Genomic DNA, 21,525 nt, shown 5'->3' with positions numbered 1-21,525 from the left:
CTCAGGCAAAAGCCACGACCAGCAACACGGCCAGTTCGATGAAAGCCAGACGACGGCAGAAAGCCCCGAGCCAGCCCTGATGCAGCGTGCTCACCAGTTTTGCGGGCATGACGTACTGGCGCAGGCGGTACAGCGGGCCAAACATCACGCGCAGGGGCTGGGTAAAACCGGTCGCGGTGACCACCATGTCAGCGGAATGCCCGTAGCCACAGGCCCAGGCGTCGCCGCGCAGACGGTTAGGCATGCGGGTACCGCGCAGAACGGCGGCAATAATCCACGGCAATAACGGCATCCCCAAAAGCAGGAGCGCCACCATCGGGGCTGAAACGGCGGAGGTCGGGGAGAACACCGCGCCGTGCTGCGCGGTTTGCAAAACAGGCGCGTTCAGAACGGAAGCGGCAACGGCGGCGAAGTGCGGAATAATCCACGGTGAGGCGACACCAAAAATGACGCACAACAGCGCCAGCAAAACGCTGCTCAGCGTCATAGCCAGCGGGGCAGGCGTCGCATCTTCTGCCGCCTTACTGCGCGGCGCGCCAAGAAACGTCACACCGAAAACTTTCGCCACGCACATCAGCGCCAGCGCACCGGTGAGTGCCAGCCCGACGGCCAGCAGCGGGCCGAGCAGACGTGCGATAAACAGCGGCGCGGCGCTCAGCTGGAACAGTGACTGATACAGCAGCCATTCGCTGGCAAAGCCGTTAAGCGGCGGCAGCGCGGCCATCGACATCAGCGCGACAAGCATCGCCACGGCGGTCCACGGCATCAGACGGGCGATACCGCCGAGCTTTTCCATATCCTTTATGCCGGTCTGCATTTCAATTTCACCGGCACCGAGGAACAGCGCGGTTTTAAACAGACCGTGGTTGAACAGATGGAACAATCCGGCCAGCAGCGCCAGCGCCGCCAGTTCCGGCATATTCAGCGCCACGCCGGTCATCGCACCGCCGACGCCAAGCAGAATAATCCCGACGTTTTCCAGCGTGTGATAGGCCAGCAGGCGGCGGATATCGTGTTCCATCAGCGCGTACAGCCCGCCGATAAACGCGGTCAGGATTGCCAGCAACAACACCAGCAGGCCCCACCAGAGTGGCGGTGCGCCGAGCAAATCCAGACCGACTTTTACGATGCCAAGAATGCCGATTTTCATCAGCACGGAAGAGAACAGCGCTGCGGCATGCGCCGGTGCGCTGGAATGCGACTGCGGCACCCAGGCGTGCAGCGGAATAATCCCGGCGTAAAGCCCGAAACCCGCCAGCGCCAGCAGGAAGGCCAGCGATTTTGTGCCCGCCGGGAAGGCGGTGTGGCGCAGAACGTCAAAATTCAGACTGCCGCTGACGTGATGTAAAACCGTGAACGCCAGAATCAGGCAAACGGTGCCGAGGCGGCCGGATAAAAACTGATTCAGACCCGCACGGCGGCTTTTCACATCGTCGGTTTGTACGATCAGGAAGTAGGCGCACAGCGCGGCCAGTTCCATCATCACCAGCAGTTCAATGGCGTTATTTGCGACCGCCGCCGCTGTCAGCGCCGCCATCAGGAAGTTGCATAACAAGCCGGTGCGACCGCGTTTACGTGACGTCGTTTCCGCCAGCCACGCCCAGGCGTACAGGCTGCAAAACAGCGCCGTGACTGACATTGCCAGCAATAACAATCCGTTCAGCGGGCTGAGTTCAGCGGTGAAAGGCAGCGCGGGCAACGCCACTGTCTGTACTGCGCCGCCGCGGTGAACGGTCTCAAAAGCCGCGACGATGACCGCCGCAGAAGCCAGCATGCCTCCCAGCCCGGAAATCAGGCTGCTGAGCCGTGCGGCGGCAGAAAATATCCAGCCCGCCACGCCGCTCACCAGCCAGATAAGCAGCGCCAGCGCCAGCAAAGAGGCGGGTTCTAAAGCAAACAAAGCCGTCATTATTTGGCCCCCGCGTCAGGCGTGGTGAAGGTGGAATAACCGGCAGGGAAAGCGTTCATCGCATTCAGGCGTTTTTGCTGGCTGCTGTGTTCGGCCAGACTGGCGGTAACCAGCGTGATGGCCTGCGTCGGGCAGGTTTTGATGCACGCCGGCCCGTCCGGGCTAAAACTGCATAAATCGCATTTCACCGCCACGGCGCGCAATCCGGGTACGCAATCCAGGAACGGGCTGACGGCGCGCGGCGCTTGCGGGGCGGGCAGCGCTTTTGAGGTATTACAGTTGCGCGGAATATCCAGCGGAGAACTGCCGGAAAAGGTGATCGCGCCAAACGGGCAGGCAATTCCGCACAGTTTGCAGCTCACGCACAGGCTTTCGTTGAGGTGAATGGCCTCGTCCTGGCGGGTGATGGCATTGACCGGGCAGACCTGCGCGCACGGGGCATCTTCACACTGGTGGCACATGACCGGCGCGGAATCCAGCCGGTTGCGCATCACCTGCAAACGGGGCGCAGACTGCAAGCCGTGCAGCTGATGTTCCTGCGAACAGCTGGCCATACAGGTGTTGCAGCCGATACACAATTTCGGATCGGCTATCACATATTGATTCATGGCGGCGACGCGACTCATGAAGTCTCCTTTTCATTTCGTCAAAGGTGACGAAATCGGCACTTAAATTGACATTTCGACATTTATGTCGGAATTAATCCCCGTAAAAACCGGTAATCAAATGACGCGGGAAAATATTTCCGTCAGACCGGCGTAATAATGTATTTCTGAATAGGAATCAGGCGTGGCTCAGTAATTTTTCTAATTGCGCCGCAATAGGCTGATTGCTGTGCAGGGAGTCGTAAATACACTGATAAATCGCGGAAATCTTATTGAGATAATGTTCCAGAACGGCGTTTTTATCGTGGATATCCACGGTGCCGTCGATCTTACCTTCTTCGCTCAGCGCGGCGTGGGCAAAGGTTTTGAAATCAGGCTCTTCACCGTTGTGCGCCATGTTCAGGCTGTAGACGATGTCCTGACTGTAGAAGTCATCGCTCAGGTGAATGCTGACGGTGAAATAGTTGAACAGCGTGAAGCGGATATCCTGATCTTCCCCACAGGAGAACTCGTGATTAATCTTCTTATTTGAATGGGTTACCGCCTGGATCAGGCTGTTCTGGTAAGTACGCCACTGTGATTTCAGATGGCTGTTTTTGCTGGCGATATAATCGGCCTTCGTGGTCAGTTCGCTGAGAGTGCTCATGTCATACCCTGTTATTGTGTTGTGCGTGAGTGTCATTTTTCATCGCCCCGTGACGACAAAAAAATGGCGCATAACCCTCTAAGGGCATAAAGCGTGCCAGTTTCGATATTTATTTTATTAATGATTTTAAATCATTGAGTTAGGTGTTTTTCACCCGTTCATGGCTCAACGCGGACGAATAAAGGATGTGTCGATGACACCTTATTTCGACAGTTATGACGCATTAATTCCGTCACCGGGAAAATCCGGCCTTTTAATAAGCGTGATGAACTCTGGCATTAATATTGCAGAAGTCCTTTTATCTGACTCCATCGGGAGGGGGAATCATGCACGAAATAACGCTGTGCCAGAATGCCGTGGAAATAATGCAGGAATTTGGCCAGCAAAATAATGCGCGGAGAATAACCGCGGTATGGATGGAAATTGGCGCGTTTTCCTGCGTCGAGCCGGAAGCGCTGCAATTTTGTTTTGAGCTGGCGTGTCGGGAAACACTGGCCGAAGGCTGTGCGTTGCATCTCGATACGCCCGCGGCGCAAAGCTGGTGTCACGATTGCCAGAAAGATATCCGTCTGCTCCGCCCCGACGTGCTGCTTTGCCCGGAATGCGGCGGCCGCAATGTGCGGGTGATCGCTGACGACGGCATGAAAATCAAACGTATTGAAATCGAATAACGGGTATCCGTAAACCCGGGGAGAAAACTATGTGCAGTACCTGCGGTTGTGCCAGCGGCGAGCTTCGGATTGAAGGCGTCAGCAGTGAACATTCTCACCACGATCATTCTCACCACGATCATTCGCATCCACACGAACACGGCCATTCGCACGGTTTGCCGTTTGCGCCGCGTCGGATGGTGGATATCGAAATGGATGTGCTGGCGAAGAACAATCATATTGCCGCGCATAACCGCGAGCATTTTGCGCAGGCCGCCATTCTGGCGCTGAATCTGGTGTCCAGCCCCGGTTCCGGCAAAACGACGCTGCTGACCAGCACGCTGACCCGTCTCTCGCCGTATTTCGACTGCGCGGTGGTGGAAGGCGATCAGCAAACCACCAACGATGCGGATCGTATCCGCGCGACCGGCGTTTCGGCGATTCAGGTGAATACCGGCAAAGGTTGCCATCTGGATGCGCAAATGGTGCATGACGCGATACATCAGCTGTCGCCGAACAATAACAGCCTGCTGTTTATTGAAAACGTCGGCAATCTGGTGTGTCCGGCCAGTTTTGATCTCGGCGAACGGCATAAAGTGGCGGTGCTTTCCGTCACTGAAGGCGAAGACAAACCGCTGAAGTATCCGCATATGTTTGCGGCCTCGCGCCTGATGATCCTCAATAAAATCGACCTGCTGCCGTACGTCAGTTTTGACGTCGAAACCTGCATCGCCAATGCGCGGCAGGTGAACCCGGAAATTGAAGTGATCCGCCTTTCCGCCACCACTGGCGAAGGCATGGACGAGTGGCTGGCGTGGCTGGAGCAGCAGCGATGTGCATAGGCATTCCGGGGCAAATCGTTGCGCTGCATGAGCAACAGCCCGATCACGCGTGGGCGGAAGTTTGCGGCTTAAGGCGTGAGGTGAATATCGCCCTGGTCTGTGAAGGCATCAGCGAACGCGAACAGCTGATTGGCGGCTGGGTGTTAATTCACGTCGGTTTTGCGCTGAGCCGTCTCGATGAGCACGAAGCGCAGGAAACGCTGGCGGCGCTGCACGCCATGGAAGAAGTGGAAGCCGACGTCGCGCTGTTTCTCGGCGCGGGGGAGGCCAGATAATGCGTTTTGTCGATGAATTCCGCGACCCGAAGCTGGCGAAAACGCTGATTGAACGCCTGCATAAACGGGCAGCACAACTGCCGTATACCGCTGAAAAGCCGATGCAAATTATGGAAGTCTGCGGCGGTCATACGCACGCTATTTTCAAATTTGGTCTGGATAAACTGCTGCCCCCGCAGCTGGAATTTATCCACGGCCCTGGCTGCCCGGTGTGCGTGTTGCCGATGGGGCGGATTGATGCCTGCTGCGAAATTGCGGCGCACCCGGACGTGATTTTCTGCACCTTTGGCGATGCGCTGCGGGTGCCGGGAAAACAGGGTTCGCTGCTGAATGCGCGCGAACGCGGCGCGGATGTGCGGGTGGTCTATTCGCCGCTCGATGCCCTGAAACTGGCGCGGGAAAACCCGCAGCGGCAGGTGGTATTTTTCGCGCTCGGTTTTGAAACCACGCTGCCGGTGACGGCGGTCACGCTGCAACAGGCGCGGCGCGAAGGGCTGACCAATTTCAGCGTTTTTTGCCAGCACATCAGCCTGATCCCGACGTTACGCAGTTTACTGCAACAAGACGATGTCCGTATCGACGCTTTTCTCGCGCCCGGCCACGTCAGCATGGTGATCGGCACTGCGCCGTACCATTTCATCAATACGCAATTCGGTAAACCGCTGGTGGTCAGCGGGTTTGAACCACTGGATATGCTGCAAAGCGTTTTAATGCTGGTGGCACAAGTTTGCGAGGCATCGTGTAAAACCGAAAACCAATACCGGCGCATCGTACCCGAAGAGGGTAATGTGCTGGCACAAAACGCGATCCGCGAAGTCTTTCAGCTTTCCGGCAGCAGCGAATGGCGCGGGCTGGGGCTTATCGAAGCGTCGGGGATTTCCCTGACGGAAACCTATTCGGCCTTCGACGCCGAACGCCGTTTCAGCCCGCAGGTTCAATCGGTGGCCGATGACCCGCGTTCGCGCTGCGGCGACGTGCTGACAGGGCGCTGCAAGCCGCATGAATGCCCGTTGTTTGGCACCGGCTGCACGCCGCATAACGCCTTTGGCGCGCTGATGGTCTCCTCCGAAGGAGCCTGCGCCGCCTGGTATCAGTACCGGTATCAGGAAAATGAACCCGCACAAGAACAGCAAGAGATGAAACAGAAGGTGGCAGGATGAGCGAGCGCAATGACGTAGTGACGATGGCGCACGGCAGCGGTGGCCGCGCGATGCAGCAGATGATTGAACGAATGTTTCTCAGCGCATTTGATAACCCGTGGCTCAACGAACGCGAAGACGGCGCGCGGTTATCGCTGGCCGCGCTGAGCCAGCAGGGTGATCGTCTGGCTTTCACCACCGATAGCTATGTCATTGATCCGATTTTCTTTCCCGGCGGAAATATCGGCAAACTGGCGGTGTGCGGCACGGCAAACGATTTGTCCGTCAGCGGCGCAACACCGGCGTATCTCTCCTGCGGATTCATTCTGGAAGAGGGTTTGCCGATGGAGGATTTGCAGAAAATTGTCAGCCTGATGGCGCAAACCGCGCGCGAGGCGGGGATCGCCATTGTCACCGGCGACACCAAAGTCGTGCAGCGCGGCGCAGCCGACAAGATTTTCATTAACACCGCCGGGATCGGCGTGATCCCCGGCGATGTGGCGTGGGGCGCAGGGCAGATTCAGTGCGGAGACAAAGTGATCGTCAGCGGTACGCTGGGGGATCACGGCGCCACCATTCTCAATCTCCGCGAGCAGCTGGGAATGGATCTCGGTATCCAGAGCGACTGCGCCGTGCTGGCGCCAATGGTTGCGCCGCTGCGCGCCGTTTCCGGCGTCCACGCCCTGCGCGATGCGACACGCGGCGGGGTGAATGCGATTTTGCATGAGTTCAGCGAAGCCAGCGGTTTCGGTATTTCCATTGATGAAAATGCGCTACCGGTCAAACCTGCGGTACGGGGAATTTGCGAACTGCTGGGGCTGGAACCGCTGAATTTTGCCAATGAAGGCAAACTGGTGGCGGTGGTTTCTGCGCAGGCGGAAGAAAGGGTACTGAATTTATTGCGAAAGCATCCGCTGGGCGCGGACGCCGCGACGATCGGCGAGGTCACCGAAAATCCGCAGGTCTGTCTGCGCGGCGCGCTGGGCGTTTCCCGACAGCTGATGCTGCCACATACCGAACCTTTACCCCGCATTTGTTGATCTCATCAGGGGGGCTGAGTCCCACGAAAGGGGTAGACTTTTCGGTATTGCCCTTTTTTCAGAAACTACGTTATCCAGAGCTAACGCTATGCAGAGTGCAACCATGAGCACGACAAAACACAAAGGATTGCTGGAACTGACGCGCACACTGCTGCTGCAACAGACCATGACCTCGCTGCTGGAAATCCTGACCCAGGTGGTGCAGAGTGCCGGTATCGCAGAATCGGTGACGCTGGTGCTGTTTGACAGCAGCAGCGAACGCGTCAGTTTTTACGGTATCGATCCGCATCATCAGCCGGTAAGTTACGAAGACGAAACCCTGCTCGCCACCGGGCCGGTGCATGCGCTGCTCAGCAATCCGAAAACGCAGGTCTGGCGCAGCGATGCGCTGCATTTGCGCTACCCGCAGCTGGCCGCGCTCAACCTGTATCCGGCGTTTACCGATTACTGTCTGGTGCCGCTGCTGGCGGCTTCCGGCCTGCTGGGCGGTTGTGAATTTACCCGTCAGCACGCGGCACCGTTCAGCGAAGAAGATAAAAACGGGCTGCACGAACTTTGCATGCTGGCGGCGATTGCGGTTGAACAGATTAAACTGCGCGAAAACGCGCTGCTTCAGCAATCGCTGCTGCGCCACGAACGTGACGATTTCCGCATTCTGGTGGACATCACCAATGCGGTGCTTTCCAAGCTTGATCTCGACGAACTGACCGGCGAAATCGCCAAAACCATTCATCACTTTTTCCACATCAACGCCATCAGCATCGTGCTGTGCGACGCCGACAAAGACAGTGAACAGGCCAGCGTTTACGCTACGCATTATGTGCAAACGCATGTCGCCGAGCGCGAACAAACGCGCATGACGCTGGCGGGATCGCTGGAACAGCAGGTGATGAAAAACGGCGAAATGTTGATGACCAACGTGCGGCCTTCCGACGAACCGGAGGACGACGAAAGCACGCTGTTCCAGCTGTTGTGGCGCGATCAGACCAAAACGTTGTGCATTCTGCCGCTGCGTTTCGGGCATAAAACGCTGGGTGTTCTCAAACTGGCGCAGTGCCAGCCGGATAATTTCAATTCCGCCAACCTGCGGGTTTTACAGCAAATCGCCGAGCGTATTGCCATAGCGGTGGACAACGCGCTGGCCTATCAGGAAATCAAAAGCCTGAAGGAAAAACTGCAACACGAAAACCTGTATCTGACCGAGCAGATAAACAGCAATAACCCGGATTTCAGCGACATCGTCGGGCGCAGTCCGGGCATGTCAGCGGTGCTTAAACAGGTTGAGATCGTGGCGAAAAGCGACTGTTCCGTGCTGATCCTCGGTGAAACGGGCACCGGCAAAGAACTGATCGCCAGAGCGATTCATAACCTCGGGGATCGCCGCGATCAGCGGATGGTCAAAATGAACTGCGCGGCAATGCCCGCCGGGCTGATGGAAAGTGACCTGTTTGGTCATGAAAAAGGCTCGTTCACCGGCGCGACCGCCCAGCGTATGGGGCGTTTTGAGCTGGCCGATCAGGGCACGCTGTTCCTCGATGAAGTCGGGGAAATCCCGCTGGAGCTGCAACCTAAATTGCTGCGTATTTTGCAGGAGCGTGAATTTGAAAGGGTAGGCGGCAACAAGCTGATCTCGGTGAACGTGCGCATGATTGCCGCGACCAACCGCGACCTGCGGCAAATGGTGGCCGACAAAGAATTCCGCAGTGACCTGTATTACCGGCTGAACGTTTTCCCGATTGTGATCCCGCCGTTGCGCGAGCGGCCGGAAGATATTCCGCAACTGGTGAAATTCCTGACCTACAAAATTGCCAAGCGAATGAAGCGTACCATCGACAGCATTCCGGCGGAAACGCTGCGTCTGCTGAGCCGCATGCCGTGGCCGGGGAATGTCCGTGAGCTGGAAAACGTCATCGAACGTGCCGTGCTTCTGACGCGCGGAACGGTGCTGGATCTGCAACTTCCCGAGCTGAATTATCCGCTGCCGGTGGCACCGGTTGCCGCGCCAGCATTCTCTGAACCTGCGCCGCAGCTGAACGAAGATGACGAGCGCGAGCGTATTATTGCTGTCCTGAAAGAAACCAACGGTGTGGTCGCCGGGCCGCGCGGAGCCGCGCAGCGTCTGGGGTTAAAGCGCACCACCTTACTGTCACGCATGAAAAAGTTAGGCATCGCGGCACACTGATCCTTTCTGAATGACATAAAGTCATTGAGTGAAATAAAGAACAAAGCCCTGAGACAGATTCAGGGCTTTTTTATTTCTGCAAATAACCTCAGTCACTTATCTGTCTGTTACGCGAAAGACATCACCGTGGCTGAAAGACCAGTCTTCCGGCTGGGTGAAATTCACCACAATCATGATATCCGCCGGATCGATGCCGATTTCCGCGTGCAATCTTTCATTCAGGTAACGGTACAGCGCGCCTTTTTGTTCGATATTTCGGGGCTTCCCGGCCGTGATGTGGAACAGCAGGAAATCCTCTGAACGACGGCTGTCCGGGCCTGCCAGATACGTCGGGTTGATAACCCGCTGGCCGTGGCTTGCCGGTTCAAACAGCTGGAAACAGTCGTCTTTGGGAACGGAAAACGTAGTGACCAGCGCGTCCTGCAAGACAGTAGAAATCGTGTTTTGCCAGCCTTCAAGGCGGTGTTCAGGGATTGAAATTCGGGTAAACGGCATGATGATTTTCCTCTGTTATTGCGGGTCGAGCGCTGCGAAACGGGTCAGCGCGGAAGCGGCGGCAGGCCATCCGGCATAAAACGCCAGATGCGTGATCACTTCGCTCAGCTCGCTGTACGTCACACCATTTTTAACCGCCAGATCCAGATGAAACGGCAGCTGTTCGTTGCGGTTCAGCGCAATCAGTGCGGCGACGGTAATCAGGCTGCGGTCGCGTGCAGTCAGCTCGCTTCGTTGCCACAGGTCACCAAATAAAACCTGTTCAGTCACCTGCGCGAATTTTGGCGTCAGGCGCGTCATGGTTTCAGGTGGCAGCATAGGGGAGGGGGTCTTGATGCTCATGTCAGGTTCCTTTTCGCGGGTGTGAAAAGGAGCATAAGGCGTTATGATTATCCTTAATATCGAAAATATCAGCAGTATTAATCCATAAAAACGGGATGATTAAACGTGGCTAAACGACCGGTAACTTTTGATGCAGAAGCGCTGCGCAGTTTTGTCACCGGCATCGAACTGGGTAGTTTTGTGCTGGCGGCTGATCGCCTCGGGCGCTCGACGTCGGCGGTCAGCGCACAGCTGAAAAAACTGGAACAGCAGGCAGGTACGGAGCTGGTGCAAAAAGCCGGAAGGCATCTGATTCTGACTGCGCAGGGTGAAGTTATGCTCAGTTATGCGCGGCGGATCCTGAGCCTCAACGACGAAGCCAGCGCGGCGTTATCGGCCAGCACGCTGAGTGGCAGTATTCATCTCGGTATGCAGGAAGATTTCGGCGAGGCGCTGTTACCGTCCATTCTCGGCACGTTTACACGCGCGCATCCGCAGGTGCAGCTCTCCGCCAGCATCACGCGCAATCAGCAATTACTCGACGGGATCCGGCATAACGAATTCGATCTGGCGGTGTGCTGGCAGGCGGATGACGTCCCGCTTTTCCCGACCAGCCGGGCGCTGGGCCGCATTCCGCTGCGCTGGATTGGGCCGAAAAATTTCTCACTGGCGCATTATCTGGAAACCGGTGAACCGCTGCCTTTACTGGTTTTTGAAGCGCCGTGTCTGATGCGAAGTGCCGCAACGGCGGCGCTGGATAAAGCGGGGATCCCGTGGCGGATTGCGTTTACCAGCCGCAGTCTGGGCGGGATTTGGGCGGCGTTGTCCGCCGGTTTGGGGATTACTTTACGAACGGACTTTGGCAGACCGGCAGCCCTGAAGGTTCTGGAGGATTTGCCCGCGCCGGGCGAAATCGGCATCACTCTGCATCAGAGCCAGATGCAGCCGGGCGAACCGGCGAGGTATCTGACTGATGCCATCACCGGTTTTTTCGCCACCGGGCAGTAACGGATTTTACTTTTTAGCGGGCTGGCTGCGGTAGTGTTCCAGCCGCTCGCGAAAGTATTCACGCAGATGTTCCGGCTGTTCCATCTCAACTTCTTGTGCGTTGACGGGAAGGTTATTGCGCTCGCGCACGGCGACGGTTCCGGCCGCCAGCCCTGCGCTCACTTTTTCCATTTCTTCCTGGGTAAGACCTGCGAGATTGTTGTTCATAGTGTCTCCTTTTGACTGAACGCAGTTTAGCACTGTCGGCGGGCAAAAGGCGGTGGTGGGGTGTCGGATTGAAATCCAATTTCACAATCAGTTTACAAAACAGTCAAAATCAGACCATTATTTAGTCTTAAATTTTCCGGAAAGGAGCCTGATGATGACGCGAATGACAGCTAAAGATTTTCCGCCAGAACTGCTCGAATACTTTGATTTTTATGTTCACGGCAAAATGACCAAACGCGAGTTTCTCGATCTCTCGGCAAAATTTGTGGCGGGTGGCCTGTCGCTGGCGGCGCTCTCCACGCTGATGACGCCCAACTATGCCTACGCTGAACAGGTGCAATTTACCGACCCCGATATTGTGGCTGAATATATTCAGTATCCGTCTCCGCAGGGGCACGGCAGCGTCAAAGCCTATCTTGTGCGTCCGGCCAAAGCCTCGGGGAAAGTGCCGGGTGTGGTGGTGGTGCATGAAAACCGGGGCCTGAATCCGTACATCGAAGATGTCGCGCGCCGCGTGGCGAAAGCCGGATTTGTGGCGCTGGCACCGGACGGCCTGAGTTCTGTCGGCGGTTATCCGGGGAATGATGAGAAAGGCCGCGAGCTTCAGCAGAAAGTGGATCCGGCCAAACTGATGAATGACTTTTTTGCCGCCGTGGAATTTCTGATGCACCACGAAACGGGCACCGGAAAAGTGGGTATTACCGGTTTCTGTTATGGCGGTGGCGTGGCGAATGCGGCTGCGGTGGCATACCCGGAGCTGGCGGCGGCGGTGCCGTTTTACGGACGTCAGCCAAAAGCCGAAGACGTGCCGCGCATCAAAGCGCCGTTATTGCTGCACTACGCCGAGCTGGATAAGCCGGTTACCGACGGCTGGCCAGCTTATGAGGCTGCGCTCAAGGCGAACGATAAAGTGTATGAAGGGTATGTGTATCCCGGCGTAAACCACGGATTCCACAATGATTCGACCCCGCGCTATGACAAAGCGGCAGCCGATCTGGCGTGGGAACGCACCATCGCCTGGTTTAAAAAGTATCTCGACCCGCAGACTGAAACGGCATAAATGAAAAGGGCAGGATTGGATCCTGCCCTTTTTGCATTCTGACTCAACCACTATGGATCAGGATTTCAGTTTGTCATCAAAATCTGATGCGTCATGGCGTTCTGCCAGTTGCTGATCCGGCTCGCCCCAGGTGCGGTTAACGATACGGCCGCGTTTGACTGCCGGACGATCTGCCACCTCCGCCGCCCAGCGCTGGAAGTTTTTGTAGGACTGGATATCCAGGAACTCAGCGGATTCGTACAGGCCGCCCTGCGCGAGGCTGCCGTACCAGGTGAAAATGGCGATATCAGCAATCGTGTATTCTTCACCGGCAATAAAGCGGTGATCGGCCAGTTGTCTGTCCAGCACGTCGAGCTGACGCTTGGCTTCCATCGTAAAACGGTTGATTGCGTATTCGATTTTGACCGGCGCGTAGTGATAAAAGTGCCCGAAACCGCCGCCGAGATACGGCGCGGAGCCTTGCAACCAGAACAGCCAGTTCAGGGTTTCAGTGCGTCCCGCGAGGTCTTTCGGCAGGAACTGACCGAACTTCTCCGCCAGATACAGCAGGATATTGCCGGATTCAAATACGCGGATGGGCGGTTTGGCCGAGTTGTCCAGCAGTGCGGGGATCTTCGAATTCGGGTTCACATCGACAAAGCCGCTGGAGAACTGATCGCCTTCATTAATGCGGATCAAATGCGCATCGTACTCCGCACCGCTTTCGCCCAGCGCCAGCAACTCTTCCAGTAGGATCGTCACTTTCTGGCCGTTTGGTGTACCCAGAGAATACAGCTGCAACGGGTGTTTGCCGACCGGCAGCGTTTTCTCGTGAGTCGGGCCTGCAACCGGGCGGTTGATGTTTGAGAACTTGCTGACTTCGTCTTTATTCCAGGTCCAGACTTTAGGCGGTTGGTATTGTTCTGACATGAGGATGCTCCGTCTGCATTTAAGGGTGTTTAAGACTCAAAAGTCTAGCAGGAGAAAATGCAGCGTGACGCTGAGAATGTGCCCTGGAGGAGTTAAGGCGATGCCTTTGGGGTGAGACCTTGGGTTGCCAGCCAACCTGGCCTTACGGTCAAAACCTTGGGCTCGCCGCCCAAACGGGCTTCAGTTCAAAATCAAGACCTTGGGTTGCCACCCAAACTGGCCCAAAGGGCGCGTAAGCGCGCGCCCTCTGGACACCCGCGCTTTTTTAACTGCGCGCTGCCGCTGGCTGGCTATGTTTCAGCCACTCCGGCTATTGCCGCAAAATCTCGCCGCTGCGCGGTTCCCTTCAGTCGGGTTACAAACCGCGCGAAAAGATACGCGGTTTTCCACCTCTCCATACGGCGCGATTTTTGAAAGCGGCCACTAGCTTTTTAGTTCGCAACCTTGCCATGCCATTTATTATTTTGAAAAACGAAGAAGCATCAGAATCGATTCTTCTGAATGGTGAGATGGCGCGCTCAAAATCCAGCTGAACGGAGCAGCTTCGAGACCTATGGCTCGAAGACCGAGTGAAGGCAGCACGAAGTGCCTGGATTTGCGTCACACGCGAAAGTCACAGAACATGTCCATCGTCCCAGCGGCAGCGCGGAGTAAAAAAGACGCGGAGATTCCAAAGAGGGGGCCGTCCAGCCCCTCTTTGGTCGGTTTCGGCGCGAGCCGCTGAGTGATCACTGCACATGAAAAACCGAAATTTTCTCGGTCTGCCCCTCACGGCGAGTGGGGAACCGAAACCGACTCGATCCGCTGTCAGCCCCTCACGGCAAGTGAGAAACCGCTCGGGCAGCGGTCTCTGCCCCCTCAACTTCCCCTCTGATCCAGTCGTGAAACGCCTGCACCTCCGGGCGTTGCTGCGATTTTGCAGAACAGACCAGATAATAAGACCAGGCGATCGGCAGCTTAATTTCCGGGAACAGCTGTACCAGACGCTGAATATCCAAATCCTGCTGAACAAGTGCTTTGCGTACCAGCGTAATTCCCTGACCGCTTAACACTGCCTGAATGACCGCAGCGGTTGAGTTGATGTGCTGATGCGACTGGCGGACAGCGTCCAGTCCGAGCTTTTGCAGCACGCTTTCCCATGCCGGGAAGTTCGCACCGGGATGCGGTGTGTCATCCTGAATCAACTTTTGTTCATACAGCCATGCACTGTTGATTTCCGGCGCAGTGGACAGCAGCGACGGGCTGCACACCATCACCACTTCTTCATCCATCAGCCACGTTGTCTGTAAACCGGGCCAGTTTCCGGGGCCGCAGCGGATACCGATATCGGCTTCACCGTGAGCGAGATCGGTCAGACGGTCAGCGACATCCAGCCGGATATCCACGTTACTGTGGTGTTCTGAAAAGCGATTCAGCCGCGGCATCAGCCAGTTCATCACCAGAACCTGCGACGCGGTGACCACCACGACAGAACGCGCGTTGCGGCCACGAAGTTTTTTGAGGCCGCTTTCCAGTTTGTCCAGCCCGAGCGTGATGTCGTCCAGTGCGTCATGTACGTCGCTGACAAGCCGCAGGCGTTCACTTCCGGAGCGGCTGCGCGTCAGCAGCGGATGACCCACCCATTCTTCCAGCGCACGGACCAGCTGGCCGACGGCGGCAGGGGTGACGCCGAGCTCGTCCGCCGCGCCGGTAAAACTGCCGTGACGGGCGGTGGCTTCAAAAGCCTGTAACCATTTCAGACGGTTTAGTATGCGCATTTTTTTGTCTTCGGGGGGATGTACGCATAGCCTAGCGAGATAGTTTTTCTTTGTCGATGTGCAATTTCTTATGATTCGTACCAGCGGGGTGAGGCAGGCATGATGTGCTCATCAACCGAAGGGATGCCGTATAGCGGAGTCTCAGACAAAGAAATTATTGCGGAGAAAAAAATAATGAGCCATGCATTTAGCGGAAAGAAATTACTCGTCGTCGGTGGTACCAGCGGGATGGGGTTGGAAACAGCGCGCCTGATCCTTGAGCAGGGCGGCAGTGTTGTGCTGGTCGGTAACCGTCAGGAAAAAGCAGACGCTGCACGTCAGACGTTGTCAGTGCTTGGCCCGGTTTCTACGCTGGTGGGCGATCTGATGACGGAGCAGGGCACGAAGCAGATCCGTGATGCGATTAATGCTGAGCATCCGGATATCAGCCTGATGGTCAATGCGGCGGGCGTGTTCTTCCCGAAACCTTTCGTGGATCACGAAGAAACGGATTACGACATGTACATGAACATTAACCGTGCCACCTTCTTCATCACCCGCGATGTCACAAAAAATATGCTGGCTGCCGGTATCCGGGGATCCATCGTCAACATCGGGTCGATGTGGGCGCAACAGGCCATCGGAGCAACGCCGTCTTCTGCCTATTCCATGGCAAAAGCAGGGCTGCATGCGATGACCAAAAATCTGGCCATTGAGCTGGGTGTCCATGGCATCCGCGTAAATGCCGTATCACCGGCGGTTGTGCAAACCCCGATTTACGAAGGATTCATTCCGAAAGAAGAGGTTGAAGGTGTGATGAAGAGTTTTAACAGCTTCCACCCGATTGGCAGTGTCGGAACGCCGCGCGATGTGGCGGAAACCGTCGCATTCCTGCTGTCGGAAAAAGCGGGCTGGGTGACCGGCGCAATATGGGATGTTGACGGCGGTGTGATGGCAGGGAGGAATTAAAACCTTGGGGTAAAACCTTGGGTTGGCACCCAAACTGGTCTTTGGGTCAAAACCTTGGGCTCGCCGCCCAAACGGGCCCAAAGGGCGCGTAAGCGCGCGCCCTCTGGACACCCGCGCTTTTTTAACTGCGCGCGCCCTCTGGACACCCGCGCTTTTTTAACTGCGCGCTGTCGCTGGCTGGCTATGTTTCAGCCACTCCGGCTATTGCCGCAAACGCCGCCGCTACGCGGTACTTTCGCTTCGGGTTCGAACCAGCTCGAAAACAAACTCTCGCCGTTTCTCACCGCTCGCTCAACGTCGTTTTGAAAGCGGCCAGAGGCTAATAGTTCACAACCTTGCCATGCCATTCATTATTTTGAAAAACGAAGAAGCATCAGAATAGATTCTTTTGAATGGTGAGATGGCGCGCTCAAAATCCAGCTGAACGGAGCGGCTTCGAGACCTATGGCTCGAAGACCGAGTGAAGGCAGCACGAAGTGCCTGGATTTGCGTCACACGCGAAAGTTACAGAACATGTCCATCGTCCCAGCGGCAGCGCGGAGTAAAAAAGACGCGGAGATTCCAAAGAGGGGGCCGTCCAGCCCCTCTTTGGTCGGTTTCGGCGCAGCGCGTTAAGTGACCACTGTGATTGAAAAACCGAAACTTTCTCGATCAGCCCCTCACGGCGAGTGAGAAACCGAAATTTTCTCGATCCGCTGTCAGCCCTCACGGCGAGTGAGAAACCGCGCGGGCAGCGGTCTCTGCCCCATCAGTCCTGCATTAACGCACTCCTCCCTCCATCCATCACAATCGTGGTACCGGCGATAAATCCCGCTGCCGGGCTGGCGAGATACAAGCAAAGTTCACCCACTTCTTCTGATGTGCCGATGCGTCCGACCGGATGCTTACGGATGGTTTCCTGCCGCGATTTTTCGCCGTCTTCGTGTGAGTCAAACCACACCTGATTTCCGGCGGTATCGATAAAACCGGGAGCAATGCCGACAGTGCGGATGGCCGGGCCCCATTCGATGGTCAGGCTTTGTACCAGCGAGAGCAGGGCGCGTTTGGTGATGTTATACGGCGCGCAGCCCGGCATGGTGGAAAAGGCGTGGTTGGAGGTCATCACCAGAATGACCCCTTTGGATTTCTCCAGCATCTCACGGCAGCATTTGGCAATGTACCAGTGCGAGCGCAGGTTCAGATCGAGGTTGTGATGCCAGTCTTCCAGCTCACAATCGATGCCTTTGAAAACATTTTTTCCGGCGTTAGACACCAGCACATCAAGGCGGCCAAAACGGGTTGTAACGTGGCTGATGAATTCTTCGATGCTTTCCGTTTTGGTCATATCGACGGAGTAATAGAAAAATTTATCAGGATATCTTTTGCTGAGATCCTGCGCATGGGGCGCTTTGTCCGGGGAAGAAAAGGCGCAGCCGACCACGATGTCGCCCTGATTCAGAAAGGTTTGAGCGATGGCGTTGCCGATGCCCTGGCTGGCACCCGTGACAATCACGACGCGTGGCGTGCGGGACGGTGTGTTCATAAGAACTCCGAAAAAGTGGTGAGGAAATTGCCGATAGTCAGATGATCTTGCTCCGTCAGCGTCCGGCCCGGATGGCGGCAGTAATCTGTCGCGATGATCCCGCGCCGGTGCAGAATCGTTTTTTCTACCTGAATGATGTATTCACAGTGCGTCATCCACTGCCGGATCCACGGCAGAAGTTGCTGATGCAGCGCCTGCGCCGCGTCCGTTTTTCCTGCCTGCCATAGCCGGTAAATCTGTACGTAGATTTCGCTGAACGAGCAGCCAGGCATGACGCCTTTGCCGCCGGCTTCCAGCATTTCCAGCATGTACAAACCGGCGTAACCGTTGAGCACGCTGGCCTGCGGCGCGCGTTGCAGGAATTCGCGGGTATAGCTGACCGGCGGATTACATTCGATTTTGAAGACCGCGTGCGGGTAGCGCGTCGCCACGTCGCTGAGCTGTCCGGGCGTGATCGAAAGCCCCGTTTCCCCCGGTGCGTATTGCACCATCACCGGAATATCGACCGCTTCCAGTACTGAGAAAATGTGGTGAGAAATTGCGGCGGCGTCGGGTTGCAGGAAGAACGGCGGCAACAGCATCAGCGCATCGGCGCCGCGTTTCTGATAATCCCGCGCACGTTTCACCGCCACTTCGGTGCTGTGATCGGTCACAGACATCGCGCGAAAAATACCGCTGCCTTTCAGGTCTGAGAGAAAACAATCGGCCAGCAACAGCCGTTCGCTGTCGTCGAGTTTGGGGAATTCGCTGGCGATGCCAAACAGCGTCAGCCCCTGAATGCCGGTAGCCGCCAGGTGTTCCAGCAGGCGGCTGAAACTGGCGTAATCCGGTTCACCCAACCGGGTAAACGGCAGGGCGGCAATCGGGTTGACGCCAAAAATATCGGAAGACTGAACCATGGTTACTCCTCGTCCCTGTCAGCTAAAACCGCACCCTGTGCGGCCGGTAATGCCCAGCGGCGGTATAAACGCAGGAATCCGCGCGGCACCTGTTTTTCGACCGGCACCCAGCGGGTGCGGCGTTCGGCCAGAATTTCCGCGCTGACGTTGAGCGTCAGTTCGCGGGTGGGAATATTGATGGTGATGATGTCGCCGTTTTCCACCAGCGCCAGATCGCCGCCGTCGCTGGCTTCCGGCGAAATATGCCCGACGAATAAGCCGCGGTTGGAGCCGGAAAAACGTCCGTCAGTGATCAGCGCGCAGCTGTCCGACAAGCCCATGCCTTCGAGGCATTTCATCGGTTTGTACATTTCCGGCATGCCCGGCCCGCCTTTCGGCCCTTCATAGCGCAGAACCAGCGTGCTGCCGGGCGCAATTTCGCCGGAAAGAATGGCGTCAACGGATTCTTGTTCGCTGTTAAAAACCACCGCCGGGCCGCTGAACGTCATGAGATTTTCCGGTACGGCCGCAGGTTTTACCACGCAGCCGAGCGGAGAAAGATTGCCGTGCAGCACGGCAACACCGGCTTCGTTCCGCACCGGAATGGCCAGCGTATGAATAACTTCAGGGCGGCGCGATTTTGGCGTGATTTCCAGCCATTGCGCTTTGGTTTGCCCGCTGACGGTCAGCGCAGAAATGTCCATCAGCGCGCTGATTTCTTTCTCGACGGCGGCCACGCCACCGGCTTCCCAGAAATCAATCATGTCGTATTCCGATGCCGGATACAGCGAGGCCACCAGCGGAACGTGATGGCTCAGTTTGTCGAAATCCGACAGCGGCAGATGACCGTATTCGGCTTCGTAATGAATGGCCTGCAAATGCAGGATCGCGTTGGTCGAGCCGCCGGTCGCCAGCAGGTAAATCATGGCGTTGCGGATTGACGCGGGCGTGATGATCTGGCGCGCATTGACGCCGCGTTTCACCAGATCCACCGCCGTCTGGCCGGTGCGGAACGCGCAGTCGCGGCGCTCCTGAGAAATTGCGGGCAGGGTACTGCTGCCGGGTAAACTCATGCCGAGCACTTCGGAAATGCAGCACATGGTATTGGCTGTACCATACATGGTGCAGGAGCCGGGGCCGGGTTCGGCGAGATCTTCGATGCGACGGAATTCTGCCTCGTCGATTTCGCCGCGGCGTTTCCAGCCGATGGCCTCGGTGACGATATTGCCGTCCCAGTCTTTGCCGTGATAATGCGCGGGGTACATCGGCCCGCCGTTGACCAGAATCGCCGGAATGTCCAGCCGTGCGGCGGCCATCAGCATGGCGGGAACAATTTTGTCGCACGAGCCGAGCATGACCATGCCGTCGAAACGGTGGGCGCGCATCATGACTTCAATCGAGCTGGCGATGACTTCGCGCGCGGCCAGAATATAGCGCATGCCCAGATGGCCTTCGGCGATGCCGTCACACGGCGCGATGGTGCCGAAAACCATGCCGACGCCGCCCGCTTCATCAATCCCTTTGAGCACTTGCGCGGTCAGTTCGTTGAGATTGACGTGTCCGGCGGTGGCGTTGGTGTAGCTGTTTACCACGGCAATCACCGGGCGGCGCAGCTGGCCGTCGGTGTGTCCCATCGATTTGTACAGCGCACGTTTTAGCGCGCCGTCGTCTCCGCGTAATACCGGGTTAAAATGGTCATCCTGCGCGTCACCACAGGTGCCGCACGTTGTACATCCGCTCATACTCTGCCTCTTTTTAATGACGATATTTCATCTGTTTCAGCCGGCTCTTCAGCACAGCGGCGGGGATTGACCAGCCGGGCTGGCAATAAAAAAATCAGGGGGGCGCACAGCAGCAAAAACGCGGCGAGGATATACAGGCCGGTATTGGTGCTGCCGGTGTTGTCTTTCAGCCAGCCGAGCACGGTCGGCCCGAAGAATCCCGCCAGATTGCCGACGGAATTGACCAGCGCAATGCCCGCCGCCGCGGCCGTGCCCGAAAGCAGGGTGCCGGGCAGGCTGATATAAGTGGGGATCAGCGCCAGCGTTCCGGACATAGCGAGGCAAATCCAGGTCATCATCCAGAACGTGGAACCGCTGCAATAGGCGCTTAGCGTCAGCCCGACCGCGCCGATAATGGCAGGAATGGCGATGTGCCAGCGTCTTTCGCTGTGTAAATCAGAGTGACGGCTGTTCCAGACCATAAACACCGCGCCGAAAACGTAAGGCAGGGCGGCCAGCAGCCCGATATGGAAGTCGTCACTGACGCCGGAGGTTTTGATGATCGACGGCAGCCAGAAGTTGATGCCGTAATAGCCGATGTTGAAGCTGAAGAAAATCAGCGCCAGCAGCCAGACATACCCGTTGCGGAACATCCGTTTCAGGCTTTGCGGCGGCTTACCGGCGTTGGCGGCCAGGCTGCGCTGCCGGTCGGTGTTCAGGTCACGGGCCACGATTTGCTTCTCGCTTTCCGTCAGCCAGCGGGCAGATTTGACGTCGTTATCGAGATAACGCAGCACCACAAACGCCAGCAGGAAGGACGGAACGGCTTCCACCAGAAACAGCCATTGCCAGTTGTGCAGGCCGTCGACACCTTCGAAAGCTTTCAGAATAAAACCGGACAACGGGCTGCCGATGATGGTGGAAAGCGGCGTGACCAGAATAAACAGGCCGAGGGTGCGCGCCGACCGCCAGGACGGAAACCACAGCGTGAGATAAAACACGATGCCCGGAAAGAACCCCGCTTCCGCCACGCCGAGCAGGAAGCGCAGCACGTAAAACTGCGTTGGCGTGGTCACGAAGATCATCGCCGCCGAGAGAACCGCCCAGCTGATCATGATCCGCGCGATCCAGAAACGCGGACCAAAACGTTGCATCATCAGGTTGCTCGGCAATTCAAACAGGAAATAGCCGATGAAGAAGATCCCCGCGCCGACGCCATAGACGGTGTCGCTGAAATTGAGCGCATCCTGCATATGTAACTTGGCGAACCCGATGTTGACGCGATCGAGATAGGCGAAGAAATAACACAAGATTAAAAACGGGATCAGGCGGCGCGTGATTTTGCGGTAAACCGCGCCGGTCGCTTTGTCAGAGTCTGGGATTGCCATGTTTTACCTCGTCATCTGGTTAT

21 protein-coding genes are annotated in these 21,525 nt (G+C 56.8%); 9 read left to right on the top strand and 12 right to left on the bottom strand.

What is annotated here, in order from left to right:
• Position 1: 1 nt before the first annotated feature.
• The 3 genes from KWG64_RS03105 to hycA form a co-directional block, all read right to left on the bottom strand.
• A complete protein-coding gene (locus KWG64_RS03105; RefSeq protein ID WP_218520885.1) occupies positions 2-1,909 on the bottom strand; it encodes a proton-conducting transporter membrane subunit in 1,908 nt (635 codons plus the stop codon).
• A complete protein-coding gene (locus KWG64_RS03100; RefSeq protein WP_195816271.1) occupies positions 1,909-2,517 on the bottom strand; it encodes a 4Fe-4S dicluster domain-containing protein in 609 nt (202 codons plus the stop codon). Before KWG64_RS03100 ends, KWG64_RS03105 begins: the two co-directional genes overlap by 1 nt.
• Before the next feature lie 175 nt (positions 2,518-2,692).
• Positions 2,693-3,160, bottom strand: a complete 468-nt coding sequence (gene hycA / locus KWG64_RS03095; RefSeq protein ID WP_195816255.1) for a formate hydrogenlyase regulator HycA — start codon at positions 3,158-3,160, stop codon at positions 2,693-2,695.
• Positions 3,161-3,486: 326 nt separating this feature from the next.
• Here hycA and hypA point away from each other — a divergent pair, with 326 nt between their 5' ends.
• The 6 genes from hypA (at position 3,487) to flhA (ending at position 9,288) form a co-directional block, all read left to right on the top strand.
• The gene (gene hypA / locus KWG64_RS03090) at positions 3,487-3,831 is read left to right on the top strand and encodes a hydrogenase maturation nickel metallochaperone HypA (protein ID WP_218520884.1); all 345 of its coding nucleotides are present in this window, start codon (positions 3,487-3,489) and stop codon (positions 3,829-3,831) included.
• A 29-nt stretch (positions 3,832-3,860) separates the two neighbouring features.
• Entirely contained in the window at positions 3,861-4,652 is a 792-nt protein-coding gene (gene hypB, locus KWG64_RS03085) for a hydrogenase nickel incorporation protein HypB (RefSeq protein ID WP_218520883.1), read from the top strand.
• Positions 4,643-4,927 carry a HypC/HybG/HupF family hydrogenase formation chaperone gene (locus KWG64_RS03080; protein WP_104921178.1) on the top strand — a complete coding sequence of 95 codons (285 nt, stop codon included), beginning with the start codon at positions 4,643-4,645 and terminating at the stop codon, positions 4,925-4,927. The genes hypB and KWG64_RS03080 overlap by 10 nt, the downstream gene beginning before the upstream one ends.
• On the top strand, positions 4,927-6,087 hold the full coding sequence (hypD, locus tag KWG64_RS03075) for a hydrogenase formation protein HypD (protein ID WP_218520882.1): 1,161 nt from the start codon (positions 4,927-4,929) through the stop codon (positions 6,085-6,087). Before KWG64_RS03080 ends, hypD begins: the two co-directional genes overlap by 1 nt.
• A complete protein-coding gene (gene hypE, locus KWG64_RS03070) occupies positions 6,084-7,106 on the top strand; it encodes a hydrogenase expression/formation protein HypE (RefSeq protein WP_218520881.1) in 1,023 nt (340 codons plus the stop codon). Before hypD ends, hypE begins: the two co-directional genes overlap by 4 nt.
• A gap of 103 nt (positions 7,107-7,209) precedes the next feature.
• The gene (gene flhA, locus KWG64_RS03065) at positions 7,210-9,288 is read left to right on the top strand and encodes a formate hydrogenlyase transcriptional activator FlhA (protein ID WP_370628596.1); all 2,079 of its coding nucleotides are present in this window, start codon (positions 7,210-7,212) and stop codon (positions 9,286-9,288) included.
• A gap of 96 nt (positions 9,289-9,384) precedes the next feature.
• On the opposite strand, the gene KWG64_RS03060 is transcribed toward flhA, so the two are convergent.
• Both KWG64_RS03060 and KWG64_RS03055 read right to left on the bottom strand, forming a co-directional pair.
• A complete protein-coding gene (locus tag KWG64_RS03060; RefSeq protein ID WP_218520879.1) occupies positions 9,385-9,783 on the bottom strand; it encodes a tautomerase family protein in 399 nt (132 codons plus the stop codon).
• A 15-nt stretch (positions 9,784-9,798) separates the two neighbouring features.
• Entirely contained in the window at positions 9,799-10,125 is a 327-nt protein-coding gene (locus tag KWG64_RS03055) for a carboxymuconolactone decarboxylase family protein (RefSeq protein WP_218520878.1), read from the bottom strand.
• 105 nt (positions 10,126-10,230) lie between these two features.
• On the opposite strand from KWG64_RS03055, the gene KWG64_RS03050 reads away from it, so the two are divergent.
• The gene (locus tag KWG64_RS03050; protein WP_218520877.1) at positions 10,231-11,112 is read left to right on the top strand and encodes a LysR substrate-binding domain-containing protein; all 882 of its coding nucleotides are present in this window, start codon (positions 10,231-10,233) and stop codon (positions 11,110-11,112) included.
• 6 nt (positions 11,113-11,118) lie between these two features.
• Here the strand turns inward: KWG64_RS03050 and KWG64_RS03045 are convergent, their stop codons facing one another.
• Positions 11,119-11,319, bottom strand: coding sequence for a DNA polymerase III subunit theta (locus KWG64_RS03045; protein ID WP_195816264.1), 201 nt, complete (start codon positions 11,317-11,319; stop codon positions 11,119-11,121).
• 154 nt (positions 11,320-11,473) lie between these two features.
• On the opposite strand from KWG64_RS03045, the gene yghX reads away from it, so the two are divergent.
• Entirely contained in the window at positions 11,474-12,379 is a 906-nt protein-coding gene (gene yghX / locus KWG64_RS03040; RefSeq protein ID WP_218520990.1) for a YghX family hydrolase, read from the top strand.
• A gap of 57 nt (positions 12,380-12,436) precedes the next feature.
• Here yghX and yghU read toward each other — a convergent pair whose 3' ends face one another.
• Together yghU and KWG64_RS03030 are read right to left on the bottom strand one after the other, a co-directional pair.
• Positions 12,437-13,288, bottom strand: a complete 852-nt coding sequence (yghU, locus tag KWG64_RS03035; RefSeq protein WP_218520876.1) for a glutathione-dependent disulfide-bond oxidoreductase — start codon at positions 13,286-13,288, stop codon at positions 12,437-12,439.
• Positions 13,289-14,103: 815 nt separating this feature from the next.
• On the bottom strand, positions 14,104-15,045 hold the full coding sequence (locus KWG64_RS03030; protein ID WP_218520875.1) for a LysR substrate-binding domain-containing protein: 942 nt from the start codon (positions 15,043-15,045) through the stop codon (positions 14,104-14,106).
• Between the two features lie 174 nt (positions 15,046-15,219).
• Here KWG64_RS03030 and KWG64_RS03025 point away from each other — a divergent pair, with 174 nt between their 5' ends.
• A complete protein-coding gene (locus tag KWG64_RS03025) occupies positions 15,220-15,993 on the top strand; it encodes an SDR family NAD(P)-dependent oxidoreductase (RefSeq protein WP_218520874.1) in 774 nt (257 codons plus the stop codon).
• 748 nt (positions 15,994-16,741) lie between these two features.
• Here the strand turns inward: KWG64_RS03025 and KWG64_RS03020 are convergent.
• The 4 genes from KWG64_RS03020 to KWG64_RS03005 are packed head-to-tail and all read right to left on the bottom strand — an operon-like array spanning position 16,742 to position 21,502.
• Complete coding sequence (locus KWG64_RS03020) at positions 16,742-17,515, bottom strand: SDR family NAD(P)-dependent oxidoreductase (protein WP_218520873.1); 774 nt, start codon at positions 17,513-17,515, stop codon at positions 16,742-16,744.
• Positions 17,512-18,414, bottom strand: a complete 903-nt coding sequence (locus tag KWG64_RS03015; protein WP_218520872.1) for a dihydrodipicolinate synthase family protein — start codon at positions 18,412-18,414, stop codon at positions 17,512-17,514. Before KWG64_RS03015 ends, KWG64_RS03020 begins: the two co-directional genes overlap by 4 nt.
• Positions 18,415-18,416: 2 nt before the next feature.
• Complete coding sequence (gene ilvD, locus KWG64_RS03010) at positions 18,417-20,135, bottom strand: dihydroxy-acid dehydratase (protein WP_218520871.1); 1,719 nt, start codon at positions 20,133-20,135, stop codon at positions 18,417-18,419.
• Positions 20,132-21,502, bottom strand: coding sequence for an MFS transporter (locus tag KWG64_RS03005; protein WP_218520870.1), 1,371 nt, complete (start codon positions 21,500-21,502; stop codon positions 20,132-20,134). Before KWG64_RS03005 ends, ilvD begins: the two co-directional genes overlap by 4 nt.
• Between the last annotated feature and the right edge of the window lie 23 nt (positions 21,503-21,525).

The organism is Rahnella sp. PD12R, assembly GCF_019200965.1.
Taxonomy (GTDB): domain Bacteria; phylum Pseudomonadota; class Gammaproteobacteria; order Enterobacterales; family Enterobacteriaceae; genus Rahnella; species Rahnella laticis.
The sequence above is the reverse complement of the archived record's forward strand: the minus strand, read 5'-3'. Positions and strand labels throughout refer to the sequence as shown.

What these genes read in the sequence shown, in the direction of transcription:
- KWG64_RS03030 (WP_218520875.1), bottom strand. Translation starts at nt 15,045, where the DNA reads ATGCGCATACTAAACCGTCTGAAATGGTTACAGGCTTTTGAAGCCACC.
- yghX (WP_218520990.1), top strand. Translation starts at nt 11,474, where the DNA reads ATGACGCGAATGACAGCTAAAGATTTTCCGCCAGAACTGCTCGAATAC.
- hypE (WP_218520881.1), top strand. Translation starts at nt 6,084, where the DNA reads ATGAGCGAGCGCAATGACGTAGTGACGATGGCGCACGGCAGCGGTGGC.
- KWG64_RS03105 (WP_218520885.1), bottom strand. Translation starts at nt 1,909, where the DNA reads ATGACGGCTTTGTTTGCTTTAGAACCCGCCTCTTTGCTGGCGCTGGCG.
- hypD (WP_218520882.1), top strand. Translation starts at nt 4,927, where the DNA reads ATGCGTTTTGTCGATGAATTCCGCGACCCGAAGCTGGCGAAAACGCTG.
- KWG64_RS03060 (WP_218520879.1), bottom strand. Translation starts at nt 9,783, where the DNA reads ATGCCGTTTACCCGAATTTCAATCCCTGAACACCGCCTTGAAGGCTGG.
- KWG64_RS03055 (WP_218520878.1), bottom strand. Translation starts at nt 10,125, where the DNA reads ATGAGCATCAAGACCCCCTCCCCTATGCTGCCACCTGAAACCATGACG.
- KWG64_RS03025 (WP_218520874.1), top strand. Translation starts at nt 15,220, where the DNA reads ATGAGCCATGCATTTAGCGGAAAGAAATTACTCGTCGTCGGTGGTACC.
- KWG64_RS03100 (WP_195816271.1), bottom strand. Translation starts at nt 2,517, where the DNA reads ATGAATCAATATGTGATAGCCGATCCGAAATTGTGTATCGGCTGCAAC.
- ilvD (WP_218520871.1), bottom strand. Translation starts at nt 20,135, where the DNA reads ATGAGCGGATGTACAACGTGCGGCACCTGTGGTGACGCGCAGGATGAC.
- hycA (WP_195816255.1), bottom strand. Translation starts at nt 3,160, where the DNA reads ATGAGCACTCTCAGCGAACTGACCACGAAGGCCGATTATATCGCCAGC.
- hypB (WP_218520883.1), top strand. Translation starts at nt 3,861, where the DNA reads ATGTGCAGTACCTGCGGTTGTGCCAGCGGCGAGCTTCGGATTGAAGGC.
- hypA (WP_218520884.1), top strand. Translation starts at nt 3,487, where the DNA reads ATGCACGAAATAACGCTGTGCCAGAATGCCGTGGAAATAATGCAGGAA.
- yghU (WP_218520876.1), bottom strand. Translation starts at nt 13,288, where the DNA reads ATGTCAGAACAATACCAACCGCCTAAAGTCTGGACCTGGAATAAAGAC.
- flhA (WP_370628596.1), top strand. Translation starts at nt 7,210, where the DNA reads ATGAGCACGACAAAACACAAAGGATTGCTGGAACTGACGCGCACACTG.
- KWG64_RS03005 (WP_218520870.1), bottom strand. Translation starts at nt 21,502, where the DNA reads ATGGCAATCCCAGACTCTGACAAAGCGACCGGCGCGGTTTACCGCAAA.
- KWG64_RS03045 (WP_195816264.1), bottom strand. Translation starts at nt 11,319, where the DNA reads ATGAACAACAATCTCGCAGGTCTTACCCAGGAAGAAATGGAAAAAGTG.
- KWG64_RS03080 (WP_104921178.1), top strand. Translation starts at nt 4,643, where the DNA reads ATGTGCATAGGCATTCCGGGGCAAATCGTTGCGCTGCATGAGCAACAG.
- KWG64_RS03020 (WP_218520873.1), bottom strand. Translation starts at nt 17,515, where the DNA reads ATGAACACACCGTCCCGCACGCCACGCGTCGTGATTGTCACGGGTGCC.
- KWG64_RS03015 (WP_218520872.1), bottom strand. Translation starts at nt 18,414, where the DNA reads ATGGTTCAGTCTTCCGATATTTTTGGCGTCAACCCGATTGCCGCCCTG.